The 16,221-nt window shown below is 71.9% G+C and carries 14 protein-coding genes and 1 tRNA gene; 8 read left to right on the top strand and 7 right to left on the bottom strand.

Annotated elements, in window-relative coordinates; translation table 11 throughout:
• Positions 1-87 precede the first annotated feature (87 nt).
• The 4 genes from OG896_RS31215 to OG896_RS31200 form a co-directional block, all read right to left on the bottom strand.
• Positions 88-1,260 carry an SCO1860 family LAETG-anchored protein gene (locus tag OG896_RS31215; RefSeq protein ID WP_329370687.1) on the bottom strand — a complete coding sequence of 391 codons (1,173 nt, stop codon included), beginning with the start codon at positions 1,258-1,260 and terminating at the stop codon, positions 88-90.
• Positions 1,261-1,614: 354 nt separating this feature from the next.
• A complete protein-coding gene (locus OG896_RS31210) occupies positions 1,615-2,715 on the bottom strand; it encodes an amidohydrolase family protein (RefSeq protein WP_329370685.1) in 1,101 nt (366 codons plus the stop codon).
• A 50-nt stretch (positions 2,716-2,765) separates the two neighbouring features.
• A complete protein-coding gene (locus tag OG896_RS31205) occupies positions 2,766-4,121 on the bottom strand; it encodes an SGNH/GDSL hydrolase family protein (RefSeq protein WP_329370683.1) in 1,356 nt (451 codons plus the stop codon).
• 275 nt (positions 4,122-4,396) lie between these two features.
• The gene (locus OG896_RS31200) at positions 4,397-5,359 is read right to left on the bottom strand and encodes a GlxA family transcriptional regulator (protein WP_329374387.1); all 963 of its coding nucleotides are present in this window, start codon (positions 5,357-5,359) and stop codon (positions 4,397-4,399) included.
• A gap of 340 nt (positions 5,360-5,699) precedes the next feature.
• Here OG896_RS31200 and OG896_RS31195 point away from each other — a divergent pair, with 340 nt between their 5' ends.
• Together OG896_RS31195 and OG896_RS31190 are read left to right on the top strand one after the other, a co-directional pair.
• A complete protein-coding gene (locus OG896_RS31195) occupies positions 5,700-7,184 on the top strand; it encodes an MFS transporter (RefSeq protein WP_329370681.1) in 1,485 nt (494 codons plus the stop codon).
• 31 nt (positions 7,185-7,215) lie between these two features.
• Positions 7,216-7,590, top strand: a complete 375-nt coding sequence (locus OG896_RS31190; RefSeq protein WP_329370679.1) for a DUF488 domain-containing protein — start codon at positions 7,216-7,218, stop codon at positions 7,588-7,590.
• Positions 7,591-7,686: 96 nt separating this feature from the next.
• On the opposite strand, the gene OG896_RS31185 is transcribed toward OG896_RS31190, so the two are convergent.
• Positions 7,687-9,216, bottom strand: a complete 1,530-nt coding sequence (locus OG896_RS31185; protein WP_329370677.1) for an aldehyde dehydrogenase (NADP(+)) — start codon at positions 9,214-9,216, stop codon at positions 7,687-7,689.
• A gap of 147 nt (positions 9,217-9,363) precedes the next feature.
• Here OG896_RS31185 and OG896_RS31180 point away from each other — a divergent pair, with 147 nt between their 5' ends.
• Entirely contained in the window at positions 9,364-10,134 is a 771-nt protein-coding gene (locus OG896_RS31180) for an IclR family transcriptional regulator (protein WP_329370675.1), read from the top strand.
• Between the two features lie 168 nt (positions 10,135-10,302).
• On the opposite strand, the gene OG896_RS31175 is transcribed toward OG896_RS31180, so the two are convergent.
• A complete protein-coding gene (locus tag OG896_RS31175; protein WP_329370673.1) occupies positions 10,303-11,649 on the bottom strand; it encodes a tetratricopeptide repeat protein in 1,347 nt (448 codons plus the stop codon).
• A gap of 314 nt (positions 11,650-11,963) precedes the next feature.
• Here OG896_RS31175 and OG896_RS31170 point away from each other — a divergent pair, with 314 nt between their 5' ends.
• The 3 genes from OG896_RS31170 (at position 11,964) to OG896_RS31160 (ending at position 13,274) form a co-directional block, all read left to right on the top strand.
• The gene (locus tag OG896_RS31170; RefSeq protein ID WP_329370672.1) at positions 11,964-12,218 is read left to right on the top strand and encodes a hypothetical protein; all 255 of its coding nucleotides are present in this window, start codon (positions 11,964-11,966) and stop codon (positions 12,216-12,218) included.
• A 4-nt stretch (positions 12,219-12,222) separates the two neighbouring features.
• Positions 12,223-12,324 (top strand) — tRNA-Cys (locus OG896_RS31165).
• Positions 12,325-12,407: 83 nt separating this feature from the next.
• A complete protein-coding gene (locus OG896_RS31160; RefSeq protein ID WP_329370670.1) occupies positions 12,408-13,274 on the top strand; it encodes a helix-turn-helix domain-containing protein in 867 nt (288 codons plus the stop codon).
• 145 nt (positions 13,275-13,419) lie between these two features.
• Here OG896_RS31160 and OG896_RS31155 read toward each other — a convergent pair whose 3' ends face one another.
• Positions 13,420-14,658, bottom strand: a complete 1,239-nt coding sequence (locus tag OG896_RS31155) for a helix-turn-helix domain-containing protein (RefSeq protein WP_329370669.1) — start codon at positions 14,656-14,658, stop codon at positions 13,420-13,422.
• 197 nt (positions 14,659-14,855) lie between these two features.
• Here OG896_RS31155 and OG896_RS31150 point away from each other — a divergent pair, with 197 nt between their 5' ends.
• Together OG896_RS31150 and OG896_RS31145 are read left to right on the top strand one after the other, a co-directional pair.
• Positions 14,856-15,341 (top strand): hypothetical protein, encoded by a 486-nt coding sequence (locus OG896_RS31150; RefSeq protein ID WP_329370668.1) that lies wholly within the window; start codon positions 14,856-14,858, stop codon positions 15,339-15,341.
• Positions 15,331-16,197 (top strand): helix-turn-helix domain-containing protein, encoded by an 867-nt coding sequence (locus OG896_RS31145; RefSeq protein WP_329370666.1) that lies wholly within the window; start codon positions 15,331-15,333, stop codon positions 16,195-16,197. Before OG896_RS31150 ends, OG896_RS31145 begins: the two co-directional genes overlap by 11 nt.
• Positions 16,198-16,221 lie beyond the last annotated feature (24 nt).

The raw sequence follows: 16,221 nt of genomic DNA, 5'->3' as shown, positions 1-16,221 counted from the left end.
CCCCCGGCCCCGGGTGTGAGGAACAGAGTACGGGGGGCGGCACCACCGCCGGTGCCGCCCCCCGCGCTTGTTACCGCCTTGTGGCGGTCACGCGTCGCCGCCGGCGGACGAACCGGCCCCCCTGCGGCGGCGGTTGGTGACGACGAAGGTCAGCGCGCCGGCGGCCACCAGTGCCGCGGCGCCGCCCGCGAGGTAGGGCATGTTGGAGCTTGCGCCGGTCTCGGCGAGGTTGCCGGTGCTCGCGGTGTCGGCGACGGTCTGGGTGTGGGTGCCGGAACCGCCCGAGCCGCCGGACGCGGAGGAGCCGCCGCTCGAACCGCTGCTGCCGGAGGACCCGGCGGACCCGCCGCTGCCGGAGGAGCCGCTGCTCGAACCGCCGCTCGCGCTGCCCCCGTTGGAGGAGCCGCCGGAGGAGTGTCCGCCGGTGGAACCGCCGTTGCCCGCCCCGCTGGAGGAACTCCCCGAGGACGTACCGCCGTTGCCGGAGCCACCGGAGGTCGAGCCGCCGGACGAGCCGCTGTCGCCCTTCGGGGTGCGGCAGGTGGCCTGGGCGAGCGTGACGTCCCCGGTCACGTGGGCGACGCCGAGGCTCAGCGGGTCGATGTCGACCTTGAGGTGCAGCGCCGTGGCCGCGGCGGTGTTCGAGGTGGTGACGGCGTTGGTCAGTTCCAGGTCCACCTCGCCGACGCCGGGGACGGCGACCTTGGTGACGCCGATCGCCGACAGCTCGGTGCGCTTGCCGAGCACGGTGAGGCCGGCCAGGTGCGAGGACGCGGTCGGCCGGTGGCCGACCTGGCAGGTCGCCGTGGACGTCACCGCGTCCAGCTTGATCAGGGACAGCAGCGGCAGCCCGGGGACGTGCAGGTTCGCAGCGGCGATGTTGGCGACGCCCTCGGCCTTGTCGCGGCTGGTGGTGGCGTTCGCGGTGGCGACCGAGGCGCGCAGCAGGTTGACGGCCCGGCCCGCCTCGACACCGTGGCCGACCGTGACGGTCAGCGCGGTCTCCTTGGCGTCGGCCGGGGCGTGCACGTCGTTCAGGGAGACGTTGACCGGCACGTCCACGGTCTTGCCGAGCAGGGACACGTCCAGGCCCGCGCGCAGGTCCGTGGCCGTGGCGGCCCCGGAGTCGTGCGCGGTCGCGGGCGTCGCCTGCACCGCCGGTGCGACGGCCAGTACGGCCCCGGCGGCAACGGCCGTGGCGGCGCCGATGACGGCGACCGAACGGCGTGCGGGCAGGCGGAAGTTGATGGTGCGGTACACGGTTGGGAAACCCCCACGTATGGGATGGAGCCCCCGGCGCGCGCTGATTGGGGACAGCACCCGGGGACCTCGACCCGGCAATATTTACGCACTGAGGGTGAATTGACGGCTACACGGCGCCAGTTCACCCAGAAGGGTGGTTTCCGTGCGTTTCTTCGATTCCCGGCGTACGGCCGTTCTGTACGCTTCACCCGGGAGACTGGGCGGGGCTCCGATCCCGGCCGCCGCTCAAACCGGCGGGCCGCCGCAGTTCTTCGGACCGGCGTGCCGCCCGCCGTCGTCGAGACCGCCGTGCCGCCGCCGTTCGGACCACCGCTCAGGTCAGCGTGCCGCCGCCGTCGTCGAGACCGCCGCTCAGGCCACCGTGCGGCCGCGCAGCACCACCCGGCGCGGCGCCGCCAGCACCCGGACGTCCTCGCGCGGGTCCGCCTCGTAGACCACCAGGTCGGCGGGCGCGCCCTCCTCCAGGCCGGCGCGGCCCAGCCACTGCCGGGCGCCCCAGGTCGCGGCGGACAGCGCGGCGGTGTGCGGCAGCCCGGCGCGCACCAGTTCGGCCACCTCGCCGGCGACCAGCCCGTGGGCGAGGCTGCCGCCCGCGTCGGTGCCCGCGTAGATCGGGATGCCGGCGTCGTACGCGTCCCGCACCGTCTGGTGGCGGCGGGCGTGCAGCCGCTCCAAGTGGGCCGACCAGCGGGGGAACTTGGCGGCGCCGCCGGCCGCCAACTGCGGGAAGGTGGCGATGTTGACCAGGGTCGGCACGATGGCGATGCCGCGCTCGGCGAAGAGCGGGATGGTGTCGTCGGTGAGCCCGGTGGCGTGCTCGACGCAGTCGATCCCGGCGGCCACCAGGTCGGCGAGGGAGTCCTCGGCGAAGCAGTGCGCGGTGACCCGGGCACCCTCCTCGTGGGCGGCCGCGATCGCCTCGCGCAACGCGTCCTTCGGCCAGCACGGCGCGAGGTCGCCGATCCCGCGGTCGATCCAGTCGCCGACCAGCTTCACCCAGCCGTCGCCCCGGCGGGCCTCGCGGCGCACGTAGGCGGTGAGGTCCCCGGGCTCGATCTCGTGGGCGTAGTTGCGGATGTAGCGGCGGGTGCGGGCGATGTGCCGGCCGGCCCTGATGATCTTCGGCAGGTCCTCGCGGTCGTCGATCCAGCGGGTGTCGGCGGGAGTTCCGGCGTCGCGCAGCAGCAGGGCGCCCGCCTCGCGCTCGGTCAGCGCCTGCTTCTCGGTGGTCGCCTCGTCCACGGCGCCGTGCGCGTCGAGGCCGACGTGGCAGTGCGCGTCCACCAGCCCGGGCAGCACCCACCCGTCGGCGGTCGCGGTGACCTCGGCGGCGGGTCGCCGGTAGGTGATCCGCCCGCCGACCACCCACAGTTCGTCCCTGACCGCCGCGTCGTCGGGCCCGGCGAGCACCCGGCCCCTGACGTGCAGCACCTCTTCGGCTCCGGCTCCCATACCGGCACTGTACTGATACCGGCACTGTACTGACCCGGCCGGCGGCTCCGTCAGGAGACCAGCGCGTTGAGGTCGACCGCGTCGGCCATCGCCAGCATCCCCGCGTCGTTGGGGTGCAGGTGGTCGCCGGAGTCGTAGGCGGGGGCCATCGCGTCGGGGTGGGAGGGGTCGCGCAGGGCCCGGTCGAAGTCCACCACCGCGTCGAACGCGCCGCTGGTCCTGATCCACTGGTTGACCTGGACGCGGATCGCGTTCATCGCCGGGCTGAGCCGGCTGTAGGGAAGAATCGTTCCGCCGATCATCCGGACCCCGGCCGCGTGTCCGCGGGTGATGAGGGCGCGGTAGCCGTCGATCAGGTTCTGCGCGGTCAGCGGGCCGCCCGCGCTGTTGAGGTCGTTGCTCAGGTCGTTGACGCCTTCGAGCAGGATGACGTCCTTGACGCCGGGCTCGCTGAGGGCGTCGTCCGCGAAGCGGTGCACCCCGCTCGGGCCGCGGTAGATCTCCGGCGCCTGGGTGAGCAGCCGGTTCCCGGCGATGCCGGCGTCGACCACTCCGAGCCGCTGCCCGCCGGGCGCCGAGGCGAGCCGCCGGGCGAGCTGGTCCGGCCAGCGCCGGTTGGCGCCCGCGGTCGAGTGGTAGCCGTCGGTGATCGAGTCGCCGAAGGCCACCACGGTCGCGTGCGCGGTCGGCGAGACCACGTCGAGGCCGGAGAGGTAGTACCAGGAGGTGCGGGTGCGCGCGTAGCCCGCGGCGGAGTCGTCGGCGGCGTGGTCGACGCCGTCGGTGGAGACGTACGTCGTCTCGTACGCCTCGCGGTGGAAGGTGGCGGCGCCGGTCGGTCCCGGCAGGTAGAGGCTGACCAGCAGGTTCTGGTCGGCGGCGACCCGCATCGGGATGACGTCGCTGTACTCCTCGGTGCCCGCGCCGACGGTGGTGGAGCGGGAGCCGCCGAAGGTCACCCGGTGGTGGGTGCCGGCGACGGCGCGACCGCCGTCGTACTGCTCGGCGACATCGGCGGCGCCCACCGCGAGACCCTGCTCGCTGCGCAGGTCGGAGATCCTGATCCGCAGGCCGGAACCGCCGACGCTGGTGTGCACCACCATCCGTATCGTCTGCCGCCGGAACGAGGGCCCGCCCGCGCTCATCGCGCTCTCCCAGGCGCCGACCCGGCCCGGGTGCGCCGCGTCGCCCTGCCGGCCGGCGGACGCGGTGGGCTCCGCCTGGCCGCCCCGCGCGTCGTCGTGGTGCGCGCCACGCGCGTTGGACACCAGCAGCGCGCCGACGGTCGCCGCCGCGACCACCCCTGCCGCGGGCGCCAGCACCGAGCGGCGCAACGCCCACCTGCGGGAACGGGTCGCTTTGTCGATACGGGTACGGGTGCGGGTGGCACCGCGGGCGCGGGACATGCGGCTTTCCCCCAACGTCGTTCCGTGCGGCCTGCTGTCGGCCGTATCGGACGCCCCGTGCCGGGCGGCGTTCCGTCGCATGTCTACAGCCCTTCCGAAAGCATATGCGGAGCACGGGTGAAGACCACATCAGCGTCCCACGGGCTCGCTCTCCCCACACCCGCACACGCCCGTCCCCGGGGGCGGGCGCCACCGGAACGGTGACGCACCGGGGGGCCGTTCCGGTTCCACCACCCCGCGCCGGCGCCCGCGTCACGGCCCGGTGCGCCGGGGGTTCAGGCCACGGGAAGGCGGGTGAAGGCGGCGCGGTAGTCGGAGGGGGTCAGGCCGACGCGGCGCAGCAGGTGCTGGCGGAGGGAGTCGGCGGTGCCGAGGCCGCTGGCGCGGGCGACCTGGTCGACCGGGAGGGTGGTCGTCTCCAGCAGTTCGCGGGCGCGTTCCAGTCGCTGGTGGAGCAGCCACTGCAGCGGGCTGAGGCCGGTCTCGGCGTGGAAGCGGCGGGTGAGGGTGCGGACGCTGACGGCGGCGTGGCGGGCGAGGTCGGTGAGGGTCAGCGGCCGGTCGAGCCGGGTCATCGCCCAGGCGCGGGTCTCGGCGAGCGACGTGCCGGTCTCGGCGGGCAGCGGCGTGTCGGTGAACTGCGCCTGGCCGCCCGGCCGTACGGGCGCGACCAGGGCGAGGCGGGCGACGGCGTTGGCGACCGCGGCGCCGTAGTCGGTGCGCACCAGGTGCAGGCACAGGTCGATGCCGGCCGCGTAGCCGGAGGACGTGAGCATGCGGCCGTCCTGCACGTAGAGCACGTCGGGCTGGATGACCACGTCGGGGTACTTCTCCGCGAACTGCCGGGTGTACGCCCAGTAGGTGGTGGCGTGGAGGCCGTCGAGCAGTCCGGCCGCGGCGAGCAGGAAGGCGCCGGTGCAGATGGACGCGATCCGCTTCCCGGCCGTCGCGGCGGCCCGCAGCGCCTCCAGGACGCGCGGGTCGGGGTCCTCGGCGGCGCCGGTGCCGGCCACGATCACGGTGTCGGCCCGGTCGAGCGCGTCCAGGCCGCTGCGGATCACCACGTCGGCGCCGCCGCTGGTGGCGACCGGCCCGGGGTCGGGCGTGCACAGCTCGACCTCGTAGCCGGGCCGGCTGTCCACCTCGACCTTGAGCAGCAGCATTTCGGGCAGGGCGAGGTTGAACAGCGAGACAGGTTCCGAGGCGATGACGGCGACGCGGTGGGGGCGCGGGCAGATGAACGGCTCGGCGGCGACGGGCGGCGGTACGGGCCGTCCGGCGGGCACCGGCGGGGTGCGCGGTGCGTCGGGCGCGGTGGGTCCTTGGGCCGTTGGACGGGCGTGCGGCCGCTTCTTCATCGCGTGGGGTCGGGCCGCCGCGTTCACCGCGTTCACCGCGTGCGGCTCGTGCGGCTCGTTCAGCTCGTTCGGCCCGGGCGGCTCGGGCGGCTCGTGCAAGTCGTACGGCTCGGGCGGCTCGTGCGTCGCTTCGGACCCTGCGGTCTTCATGGCCAGAACCTCCGGGAGCGTGGCATTCCGGCCACTACTCTACGCGTCCGGCCGTCGGCAGGCTGAGGGCATGCCAGAGGAACTCATCACCCCCGAGCCCCATCTGCCACCGTGCGAAGAGCGGTTGGACCTCCCGCGCACGACGAGCGGGGACGGCGCGGGCCCGGCGCCGGGCGCCGCTTCGGCCACGGCCTCCCCCGCCCTGACCCTGGCAGCCGCACTGATCGGCTTCGTCCTGGTCACCCTCGACTCGTCCGTGGTGAACGTCGCCCTGCCCGCGATGGGCCGCGAACTGCACGGCGGGCTGGCCGCGTTGCAGTGGGTGGTGGACGGCTACACCCTCGCGTTCGCGTCGCTGATGCTGTCCACCGGCGCGCTGTCGGACCGGGTCGGCGCGAGCCGGGCGTTCGCGATCGGAACCGCGGTCTTCACCGTCGCGTCCGTGGCGTGCGGGCTCTCGCCGAACCTGGCGGTGCTGGTGGCCGCGCGGGTGGTGCAGGGCAGCGCGGCGGCCGTGGTGCTGCCCGCCTCGCTGGCGCTGGTGCGGCAGGCGTTCCCCGACCCGCGAAAGCGGGCGCGCGCCATCTCGGTCTGGGCGGCGGGCGGTTCGACCGCCCTGGCGCTCGGCCCGGTGGCGGGCGGCGCGCTGACCACGGGGTGGAGCTGGCGGGCCATCTTCTTCATCAATCTGCCGGTGGGCCTGGCCGCCCTGGTGCTCTCGGCCCGGGTGGCCCGCTCCCCGCGCCGCCCGGCCCCGCTGGACCTGCCCGGGCAGACCACCGCGGTGGTGGCGCTGGCCGCGCTGACGTACGCGGTGATCGAGGGCGGCCGGACGGGCGCGGTGGCGGGTGCGGTGGCCGCGCTCGCGCTGGCGGGGTTCCTGGCGATCGAGGCCCGGCACCCGCACCCGGTGGTGCCGCTGGGGCTGCTCCGGAACGGCACCGCGGCGACGTCGATCGCGACCGGCGCCGCGGTCACCTTCGGCTTCTTCGGGGTGGTCTTCGTGCTGAGCCTGTTCTTCCAGGAGGTACGCGGCGAGTCGGCGCTGACCGCGGGGTTGATGTTCCTGCCGATGACGCTGCTGATCTCCGTGGTGAACGTGGCGTCGGGCAGGATCACCAATCGCTACGGGCCCAGGGCGCCGATGCTCGTCGGCCAGAGCGTGGCGGTGGCCGGGCTGCTGGTGCTGCTGTCGGTGGGCGCGGGCACACCGGCGGTGCTGACCGCGGTCGCGATGATGCCGCTGAGCCTCGGTGCCGCGCTCGCGGTGCCCGCGCTCACGGCCGCGGCGATGGGGGCGGTGCCGGCCGAACGGGCCGGGATGGCGGCCGGCGTCCTCAACGCCGCCCGCCAGGTCTCCGGCGCGCTCAGCGTCGCGGTCTTCGGCGCGCTGGTCGGCGGGCGTACGCACTTCGTGACCGGGATGCGGAAGGGGCTGCTGATCTCGGCGGCCCTGCTCGCCGCCACCGCGCTCGCGACCGCACTCGCCCCCCGCGCCCCCCGGAACGAGCCGTCCGGGGCGGAAGGCCGCAAGCTGGGAGAGGGCACGGAATGAGGCCGAACGCGGGGGGCCGAGGAGGTCCGTCATGACGTCCACCAGCGGGTTCCGGGTACGCCGGGTCTACGACCCGCCCGAGTCCGGCGACGGGGTACGGGTCCTGGTCGACCGGCTCTGGCCGCGCGGCCTGTCCAAGGAGGCCGCGGCCGTCGACGAGTGGCCCAAGTCCCTCACCCCCTCGGGCGAGTTGCGGAAGTGGTTGCACGCCGAACCGGACCGCTACGACGAGTTCTCCCGCCGCTACCGTGCGGAGCTGGCGGCGCCGGAGCTGCGGGGAGACCTCGCCCATCTGCGACGGCTCGCCTCGGCCCGAACCGTCACCCTCCTCACCGCGGTCAAGGACCCCGACCACAGCCACGTCCCCGTACTCCTGGAGTCCCTGGAGGACGGCTCCCCGCGATAGCGGTTCCGGGTGCTTCCGGAGGGAGCCGCGCATGGACAGGGGCCGCTCATCGCGAGGTCACGGCAGCGCAGGGCGGGGGCGGGGCGCCCCCCGAGCTCAGGGGCGTCCCGTGACCCGTTGGGGAACCCCCGCGGGGTTGTCGTCGCGCAGCTCCGGCGGGAGGAGGGCCGGCGGGGTGTCCTGGTAGGCGACGGGCCGCAGCCATCGCTCGATCGCGGTGCCGCCCACGGAGGTCGACGTGGAGGTGGTGGCGGGGTAGGGCCCGCCGTGGTGCTGGGCGCCGGTGACGGCGACCCCGGTGGGCCAGCCGTTGACCAGCACGCGTCCGGCGAGCGCGCCGAGCCGGGTCAGGAGCGCGGCGGCGGGCCCGCCCGGGGTCGCCGCCTCGTCCGCCCCGAGGTGCGCGGTCGCCGTGAGGTTCCCCGGCAACCGGTCCAGAACGGCGTCGAGTTGGTCCGCGTCGCCGTACCGTACGACCACGGTGAGCGGCCCGAAGCACTCCTCCAGCAGCAGGTCGTACGCGCCGGGTTCGGCCAGTTCCGCGGCATCGGCCACGACGTAGCCGGGGCGTACCGCGAGGGGGTCCTCGGCGCTGCCGGCGGTGACGGGGGTCGCGACGGAGGGCAGGGCGGCGCGGGCGGCGGCGCCCTTGAGGAAGTTCTCGCGCATCCGGCCGTCGAGCAGCACCCCGGCGGCGGCGTCCCGCGCGGCGCCGGTGAGCGCGGCGACGAGTCGGTCCCCGTCGGCGCCCGCCGGGGTGAGGACCAGGCCCGGCTTGGTGCAGAACTGCCCGCTGCCGAGGGTGAAGGAACCCGCCAGCCCGGTGCCGATCTGCTCGGCCCGCTCGGCGGCGGCGGCCGGGGTGACCACGACCGGGTTGAGGCTGCCCAGTTCGCCGTGGAACGGGATCGGCCGGGGCCGGGCGGCGGCCGCGTCGAACAGCGCCCGGCCGCCGGGGATCGACCCGGTGAAGCCGGCCGCGGCCACCAGCGGGTGCCGGACCAGCTCGACGCCGGCCTCGAAGCCGTGCAGCAGCACCACGGTGTCGGCGGGCAGGCCGACCGAGACCGCGGCCTCGCGCAGCAGCCCCGCGGTGAGCTCGGAGGTGGCCGGGTGGTCCGGGTGCGCCTTGACCACGACCGGGCAGCCCGCGGCGAGCGCGCTGGCGGTGTCGCCGCCGGGCACGGAGAAGGCGAGCGGGAAGTTGCTGGCCGCGTAGACCGCCACGACGCCGAGCGGGATCTTGTACCGGCGCAGGTCCGGCCGCGGGATGGGCTTCGCGTCCGGGTCGGGGTGGTCGATGATCACGTCCAGGAACGCGCCCTCGTCCACCACCTCGGCGAAGGTCCGCAGTTGGAACGCGGTACGGGCCAGCTCTCCGGTGAGCCTGGGGATGCCGAGCGCGGTCTCGGCGTCGGCGGCGGCCACCACCTGCTCGGCGTCCCGCTCCAGCAGCCCGGCTGCCGCCCGTAGCAGCCGGGACCGTACGCTACGGTCGGCGAGGGCGGGGAGCGCGGTGGCGGCGGCACGCACGGCGGCGTCGACCTCGGCAGCCGTGGCCTCGACGGCGACCTGCTCGCGCTGCTTCCCGGTTCGGGGGTCCACGCTCCAGACTGGTACTGCCACCGGAATAACCTCCACATTTCCATATTGCACGCGGTCGGTGCTCGTCGTCGTTCCGGTCTGTTCTCTATACTGAACAACGTCTTCACATGTGAATCTCCGCCGAGCCTACGTCCACGCGGCCCGGCCGAACAAGAGGGGTCAGACGCGATGGCTGTTGCCGAGGGTGCCGGTTCGCAGGTCAAGTCCGCGGTCCGCACGGTGGAGCTGCTGGAGTTCTTCGCGGGCCGCCCCGGCATGCACAGCCTGGCCGCCGTGCAGGAGTCGGTCGGCTACCCCAAGTCCAGCCTCTACATGCTGCTGCGCACCCTGGTCGAGCTGGGCTGGATCGAGACCGACGCGACCGGCACGCGGTACGGCATCGGCGTGCGCGCGCTGCTGGTCGGCACGTCCTACATCGACGGCGACGAGGTGGTGGCCGCCGCCCGGCCGACCCTGGACCGGCTCTCCGACGAGACCAGCGAGACCATCCACATGGCCCGGCTCGACGGCACCAACGTGGTCTACCTCGCCACCCGCCAGTCGCAGCACTACCTGCGGCCGTTCACCCGGGTCGGCCGGCGCCTGCCCGCGCACTCCACCTCCCTCGGCAAGGCGCTGCTGGCCACGTACACCGACGAGCAGGTGCGCAAGCTCCTTCCGGAGACGCTGGAACCGCTCACCGAGCACACCCACACCGACCGCGAGAAGCTGATCGAGGAGCTGGCCGTCATCCGCGAGCAGGGTTACGCCGTGGACCGCGAGGAGAACACGCTGGGGCTGCGCTGCTTCGGCATCGCGATCCCCTACCGGACCCCGGCCCGCGACGCGGTGAGCTGCTCGGTGCCGGTGGCCCGGCTCACCCCGGGACACGAGCAGATGATCAAGGACACCCTGTTCGACGCCCGTGACCGCCTCCTCCTGGCCACCCGCCGCCTCTGACGTCCGACGGCGCCCCACCCCACCCGGGTCGCCCGGACCCGCCCCTCGGGGTGACGCTCCCCCCGGGCGGGTACGGCCCTCTACCCGCTCATGGAAAGGTGGTCGGCAACCACCCGCATGCCTGCAAGGGCCTGCAACGGCCTTGCCGCCGGCGGAAACCGGCACCGTTCAGGCGGCCAGCGAGGGCGCGGCGATCCGGGCGCGCTCGTAGAGGTCGCGCGCGGCCGGGTTCTTGAGGTGCGGGCGGATCAGTCGGAACATCTCCTTGACGCGCTTGTCCACCTTGTCGGAATTCATCGACGGGTAATCGTCCATCACTTTCATCCACGTGGCGCAGGCGGCATCGAGATGTCCGATCCCCAGTTGGCGCTCGGCCAGCATGGCACCGAAACGCAGGTCGCCTCGACGGGATTCACTCTTCGAACTGCGCAGACGAAAGTACAGTTCCAATGACTCCACGCTCCCGGAAACGTCTCCCAGCGCATGCCTGACCTGCGCGGTGTGATAGGCGAGCGTGGAGGCGTTGTAGCCGCCGAAGGTCCCGGTCTGGCTTTCCGCCTTGTTCAGGGCGGCCTCCGTTTCCCCGATGCTGCGGAGTGCGTTGGAGCGCTCCCCCGCGACCGCGTAGGAATGGGCCTGCTGCCCCGCCATGAAAGCCGTCATCCTGGGGCCCACCGTGGGAGATGCCTCGCTTGCCGCGTTGGCCCAGTTCACCGCCGTCGGACCATGGCCCAGGTCGACGGATTGCACCGACATTCCACGGAGAATGTGGCAGTAGGTCAAGTGGTCGTCGCTGGCGCCCGCGAACTCCAGGCCCTTGACGTAGTAGCGCTGAGCAGTGCCGTGCGATCCTTCGTCCACCGCCATCCAGCCCGCGAGGTAGCACAGGAATGACGCGGCGGACATCATTTCCTTACGGACTTCGCTCGGCGCGTCAGCCTTCATATAGGGGGCGACGATGTTGACCAGGAACGCGGCTGCCATGGGGCGTGCGTATCGCCCGCCGAACTGTCCGTCGAGGTCGGAGAGCCGATCCGTCATGGCGACGACGGATTCGACCTCGGGCATTCCGATGCGCTGCGTCCGTCCGGCCTGGACCGCTTCCATGCGGCCTACGACGTCCTGCCATCCGGGAATGGCCAGCGCCGCGGAGAAGAGCTTGGCTCCCGCTCCTATGATGCTGCGACGTGAAGGGTCCATGTCCTGCCTGCCCAGGTCGAGTAACCCTTCGACCGTGCTCGCGTCGGCCTTGTCGTGGATAGGCGCGGGAAAGCCGGCTTCCGCGTGCGTCACCGGGCGTTGGAGCCGCCGGGCCAGTGCCTCCAGGATCAGGGGACGTATCTCCGCTTTGGGCAGGTGCCCGTCGATCCACTGGTGAACCGACGGTGGTTGGTATCGCGTGGGCGTACCGCGCTCGGTTGCGATCCTGTTCACCTCTTGGGCGAACCGGCGCAGCGTCCAACCCGTAGCTGTGTACAGCCTCTTCAGATCCTCGTTCGGCTGCCGCTCGCCCATGTGCGCGTCACTCCCCACGCTTAACGCTCTTAAGAACACCCTGCGTCCCAACGGTACCGCTCTGCGTAGTGGACCGGTTGCCTAGAGCGAGACGGGACGCCCGAGACGGCCGCGTGCTTCACGGTCCGGAGCGTGGACGACATGACGAAAGCGGTGGATATGCACGATCCGACGGGATGTTGGCGGTGGAAGAGGGCTGATCCCATCGGTCCGCGCGGGGGCGAGGCCACGACGCGAGCGCCTTTCGGGGTAGTGCGGTGAGGGCTCGGCGGCTTCCGTGGGTGGGGCCTGGTGGGCGGGCGTGTTACCTGGCCTTGGAGGGAGGAGGCGCGTCGTCGGCGTTGTGGCGGTTGGCGGACGAGATGGAGTCGGTGCAGCTCGGAATGGGCTGGGAGCTGCTGGGCTTCGTGCGTAAGACGCTGCGGGAGGCGGCTCCGTCGGAGACCGAACTCCACGGCATGGTGACGCACTTGTGCACGGCGTTGTCGGACGCGCTGCGCGTCGCCGACAGCCGTGGTGCGCTGCTGGACCTGCCACCGGTGGCACCCGGTCGCCCCCTTGATTCATGAACTCCCCCTTGTAGCTCAGTCAGGAAGAGCCCGGGCGGCACCGCACACTCTCCGTTCATGCGTGCGGGCAGGCCCGATGACTCCGGTTCGAGTCCGGACAAGGGGACATGGCGCCCCGGCAAGCGGAATTCCCCTGGCCCCCGGCGCACATAGCACCAGCACGACCATCACCGTAGAGAGGAATTCCGTATGGCCGGCAGCGGCGGGAGCGGGACCAAGGTCGCCATCGACTGGGAGTGGTTGTCCGCGCGGGAGTTGTACGCCAGTGAACTGGCCTACCGGCGGCAGCAGGCGGGGCTGACGCTGATGGAACTCGGGGCGAAATGCCTTTACGAGCAGTCGTATCTGCATCGGCTGGAGCGGGGGCAGCGGTTGGGCACCGTGGAGGCTGCTGCCGCGCTGGACAAGGTGTACGGCACCGGCGACCTCCTGGTGAAGCTGTGGCACCTGGCCAAACGCGAGGCGAAGGACAAGCCGTTCCTCGGACTCGCACCCCTGGAAGCCGACGCGGTGAGCGTCCAGGAGTACGCCGTCAGCGCCGTGCCGTACCTCCTCCAGACCCGCGCCTACGCCGAAGAACAACTCCGCACCGCCCGCCCGCACAGCATCAAGCAATTGAGCGCCCAGGTCGCCGCGCGACTGAAACGCCAGGACCGTCTCACCGGCCCGAACCCCGTCCACTACCGCGCGTTGATCGACGAAGCCGTGCTGCGCCGCAAAGCCCGCGACCCCCAGACCTGGACCGGCCAGTTGGAACACCTGATCACGACAGCCCAGCAGCCCGATGTCTCCCTGCACGTCGTCCCGTTCGGCACCGGACCCCACCACATCCGCAGCTGCCTGGAACTCATCTTCTTCCAGGACGGCCACACCGTCGCCTACACCCAAAGCAGTTGGAGCGGCCACCTCGTCGAAGAACCCGAAGACGTCGAACCCCTCCGCCTCGCCTACGACCTGCTCCGCGACACCGCCCTCACGCCAACGGACACCCTGACCTTCCTCCGCACCGCGCTGGCCGAGCACACACCACAACGGCAACCGGCTCTGCCCGCCTGAACCCGGCCGCACGACAAGGAACGAGACGCACATGGGTAACACGTCTTCCGCAACGGCCGGACCCTCGGCCTTACCCGCCCCACCCCGCCCGGGTCGCCCGGACCCGCCCCTCGGGGTGACGCTCCCCCCGGGCGGGTACGGCCCTCTACCCGCTCATGCAGAGGTGGTCGGCAACCACCCGCATGTCCGCGGTCAGGGTGCGCTTGCGCTTCTTCATGATCTCTTCCATGGTCACGGCCGCCGACTTCTGGTGCCGCAGCCACTCGGGAACCGAACGGTAGAGCCGCATCAGCTCGTCCATGGCCGCCGACCCGTCCCCCGTGCGCACGTGCGCACGCGCCAGGTCGAGCACGTAGCGGCTGCCGTCGGTCGTGCTGGGCTTCCCCAGACGCCCCCACGCCTTGGCCGACAGGGCTTCGTCTTCCGTGGACCTGCGTACCACGGTGCGGGCGTCCCCGATAATCATGAAGTCCTCCAACGACTTCATCGCCGCCGTGACGGGGCCGAAGGCCGCAAGAACGTCATACGTCTGGGAATGCCCGACCGCGGCAGCTGCGATGGAAGCCGCCCGGCGGTATTCCCTGGCCTCCTGTGGCCGGTTGTTCCGTATCGCCGCCGCAGCCGCTTCCATCGCTACCCCGCCCCACACGGAGTAGCGATCCGGATCGGCATTGCTGACCTGTGGTTCGATCAGGTCCATTGCCTCGACGGCGAGTTCTTCCGCCTCGTCGAACCGTCCGGTCCGCAGCAGCGTGAAACACAGGCCCCTCACCCGGTTCGCGGCAGCCACGTTGTCCTTCGCCGCCACCGCGTCGTTCACGGATGCGGTGGCGGCCACGTGAGCGATATCGAACTGCCGGATCTGTGTCAGATATCGTCCGGCGAGTCCCAGCACCTCGGCGCGGGCCAGCAGCGCCTCCCGCGAATCGTCCTCCGACCCCTCGTAGTAGGCAACGGCCGCGTTGGCGTCACGCATGAGCAGCGGAAGTGCCGCCGCGAGACTCGCGTACCGGCCCGCGGGATACAGCGTCACGGCATCACGGACCGCCCGCCGCAGGAGACGAAGGTTCGGTTCGTCGCCCGTCGGCGGCGGGACATCGGTCAGCCTCACTCGCGGAGTCAGCGCGATACGCAGATCACGAAGGTTGAGATCATTCGGATCGTTGTGGCGAACCGGCGTCGGGGCATCCGAAACCAGTAACTCCGAGGTCCTGACCCCGAGGCCGCGCGCAACGGCGTGGAGGGTCTCGATCCGTACACTTCCGCCCTGCTCGATCTTGCGGACCGTCGCTACGGAAAAGCCCGACTGATGGGCGAGTTCCTCCTGGCTGAGGCCGGCCCTTCGCCGGTGCCTGCGTACATTGTCCGCGAGTTCTTCCGACATATCCTCACCTGCCCTCCAGTTCAGCGTACGGCGCGGACACAGGAGGCCAGTCGGGAAATCCGGCCACGGGGAGCAACTACGCCGGAGCGTAGCGGTTGCACCGTGCCGAGCGAATAAGTGGGCCATCCCGTCCATGGGGCGCGACATCGCGCACTCATACCGTCGTGACACCCAGTCACCGATTCGTAACCGGGACCATGATGACCTCAGACTCCGAGCATCAGTACCCCCGCGACGTCACCGAAGCGGCAGATCAGACCCCGCCGCGGTTACTGCCCTGGACCGAGGAGAACGGGCAGCCCGCCTACCTGAACGGCGACCCCTCAGGACCACTGTGGAAGTTGGCCGACCAGATGGAGGCCGTCCAACTAGGGCTTGCCGAAGAACTCCTGCGCAACGTCCGCGCGGTGCTCGCCGGCCCCGAGCCGTCCCCCGGGGAACTGTGTTTCCTCATCGCCCGCCTGACCGAGGCCCTTCTCGACGCCCTGCGCGTCGCACACAGCCGCGGCGCCCGCCTGGCACCCCCCGCCGTCGCCCTCCGCGCCCATGATGCGAGCGCTCCCCCTGACGACTCCGGTTCAAGCCCCGACAAGGGGATGTACCCCCGGCCGCCCGGATTCGACGCGCCCGGAGACGCACTTCGCACCCTTCAAGACCGTGGAGAGGAAAGCCATGACGAGTGACAGCAACAACGGGACCAAGGTCGCCATCGACTGGGAGTGGTTGTCCGCGCGGGAGTTGTACGCGAGCGAACTGGCCTACCGGCGGCAGCGCGCGGGGCTGACGCTCATGGAACTCGGGGCGAAATGCCTTTACGAGCAGTCGTATCTGCACCGGCTGGAGCGGGGGCAGCGCCTGGGCACCGTTGAGGCTGCTGCCGCGCTGGACAAGGTGTACGGCACCGGCGACCTCCTGGTGAAGTTGTGGCACCTGGCCAAACGCGAGGCGAAGGACAAGCCGTTCCTGGGACTTGCCCCCTTGGAAGCGGACGCGGTGAGCGTCCAGGAGTACGCGGTCAGCGCCGTGCCGTACCTGCTCCAGACCCGCGCCTACGCCGAGGAGCAACTGAGCACCGCCCGCCCGCGCAGCATCAAGCAATTGAGCGCCCAGGTCGCCGCACGGCTGAAGCGCCAGGACCGTCTCACCGGCCCGCACCCCGTCCACTACCGCGCGTTGATCGACGAAGCCGTGCTGCGCCGCAAAGCCCGCGACCCCCAGACCTGGACCGGCCAGTTGGAACACCTCATCGAGACCGCGCAGCAGCCCGATGTCTCCCTGCACGTCGTCCCGTTCGGCACCGGGCCCCACCACATCCGCAGCTGCCTGGAACTCATCTTCTTCCAGGACGGCCACACCGTCGCCTACACCCAAAGCAGTTGGAGCGGCCACCTCGTCGAGGAACCAGAAGACGTCGAACCCCTGCGCCTCGCCTACGACCTGCTCCGCGACACCGCCCTCACGCCGACGGACTCCCTGACCTTCCTCCGCACCGCGCTGGCCGAACACACGCCGCAACCGCAACCGGCTCTGCCCGCCTGAACCCGGCCACACGACAAGAATCGA

Origin of the sequence: Streptomyces sp. NBC_00669 (assembly GCF_036226785.1) — a bacterium.
Lineage (GTDB): Bacteria > Actinomycetota > Actinomycetes > Streptomycetales > Streptomycetaceae > Actinacidiphila.
The sequence above is the reverse complement of the archived record's forward strand: the minus strand, read 5'-3'. Positions and strand labels throughout refer to the sequence as shown.

Bases quoted from the DNA above. Each gene is read 5' to 3' on its own strand.
- OG896_RS31150 (WP_329370668.1), top strand. From the start codon at position 14,856: ATGATGACCTCAGACTCCGAGCATCAGTACCCCCGCGACGTCACCGAA.
- OG896_RS31180 (WP_329370675.1), top strand. From the start codon at position 9,364: ATGGCTGTTGCCGAGGGTGCCGGTTCGCAGGTCAAGTCCGCGGTCCGC.
- OG896_RS31145 (WP_329370666.1), top strand. From the start codon at position 15,331: ATGACGAGTGACAGCAACAACGGGACCAAGGTCGCCATCGACTGGGAG.
- OG896_RS31210 (WP_329370685.1), bottom strand. From the start codon at position 2,715: ATGGGAGCCGGAGCCGAAGAGGTGCTGCACGTCAGGGGCCGGGTGCTC.
- OG896_RS31155 (WP_329370669.1), bottom strand. From the start codon at position 14,658: ATGTCGGAAGAACTCGCGGACAATGTACGCAGGCACCGGCGAAGGGCC.
- OG896_RS31195 (WP_329370681.1), top strand. From the start codon at position 5,700: ATGCCAGAGGAACTCATCACCCCCGAGCCCCATCTGCCACCGTGCGAA.
- OG896_RS31160 (WP_329370670.1), top strand. From the start codon at position 12,408: ATGGCCGGCAGCGGCGGGAGCGGGACCAAGGTCGCCATCGACTGGGAG.
- OG896_RS31175 (WP_329370673.1), bottom strand. From the start codon at position 11,649: ATGGGCGAGCGGCAGCCGAACGAGGATCTGAAGAGGCTGTACACAGCT.
- OG896_RS31205 (WP_329370683.1), bottom strand. From the start codon at position 4,121: ATGTCCCGCGCCCGCGGTGCCACCCGCACCCGTACCCGTATCGACAAA.
- OG896_RS31190 (WP_329370679.1), top strand. From the start codon at position 7,216: ATGACGTCCACCAGCGGGTTCCGGGTACGCCGGGTCTACGACCCGCCC.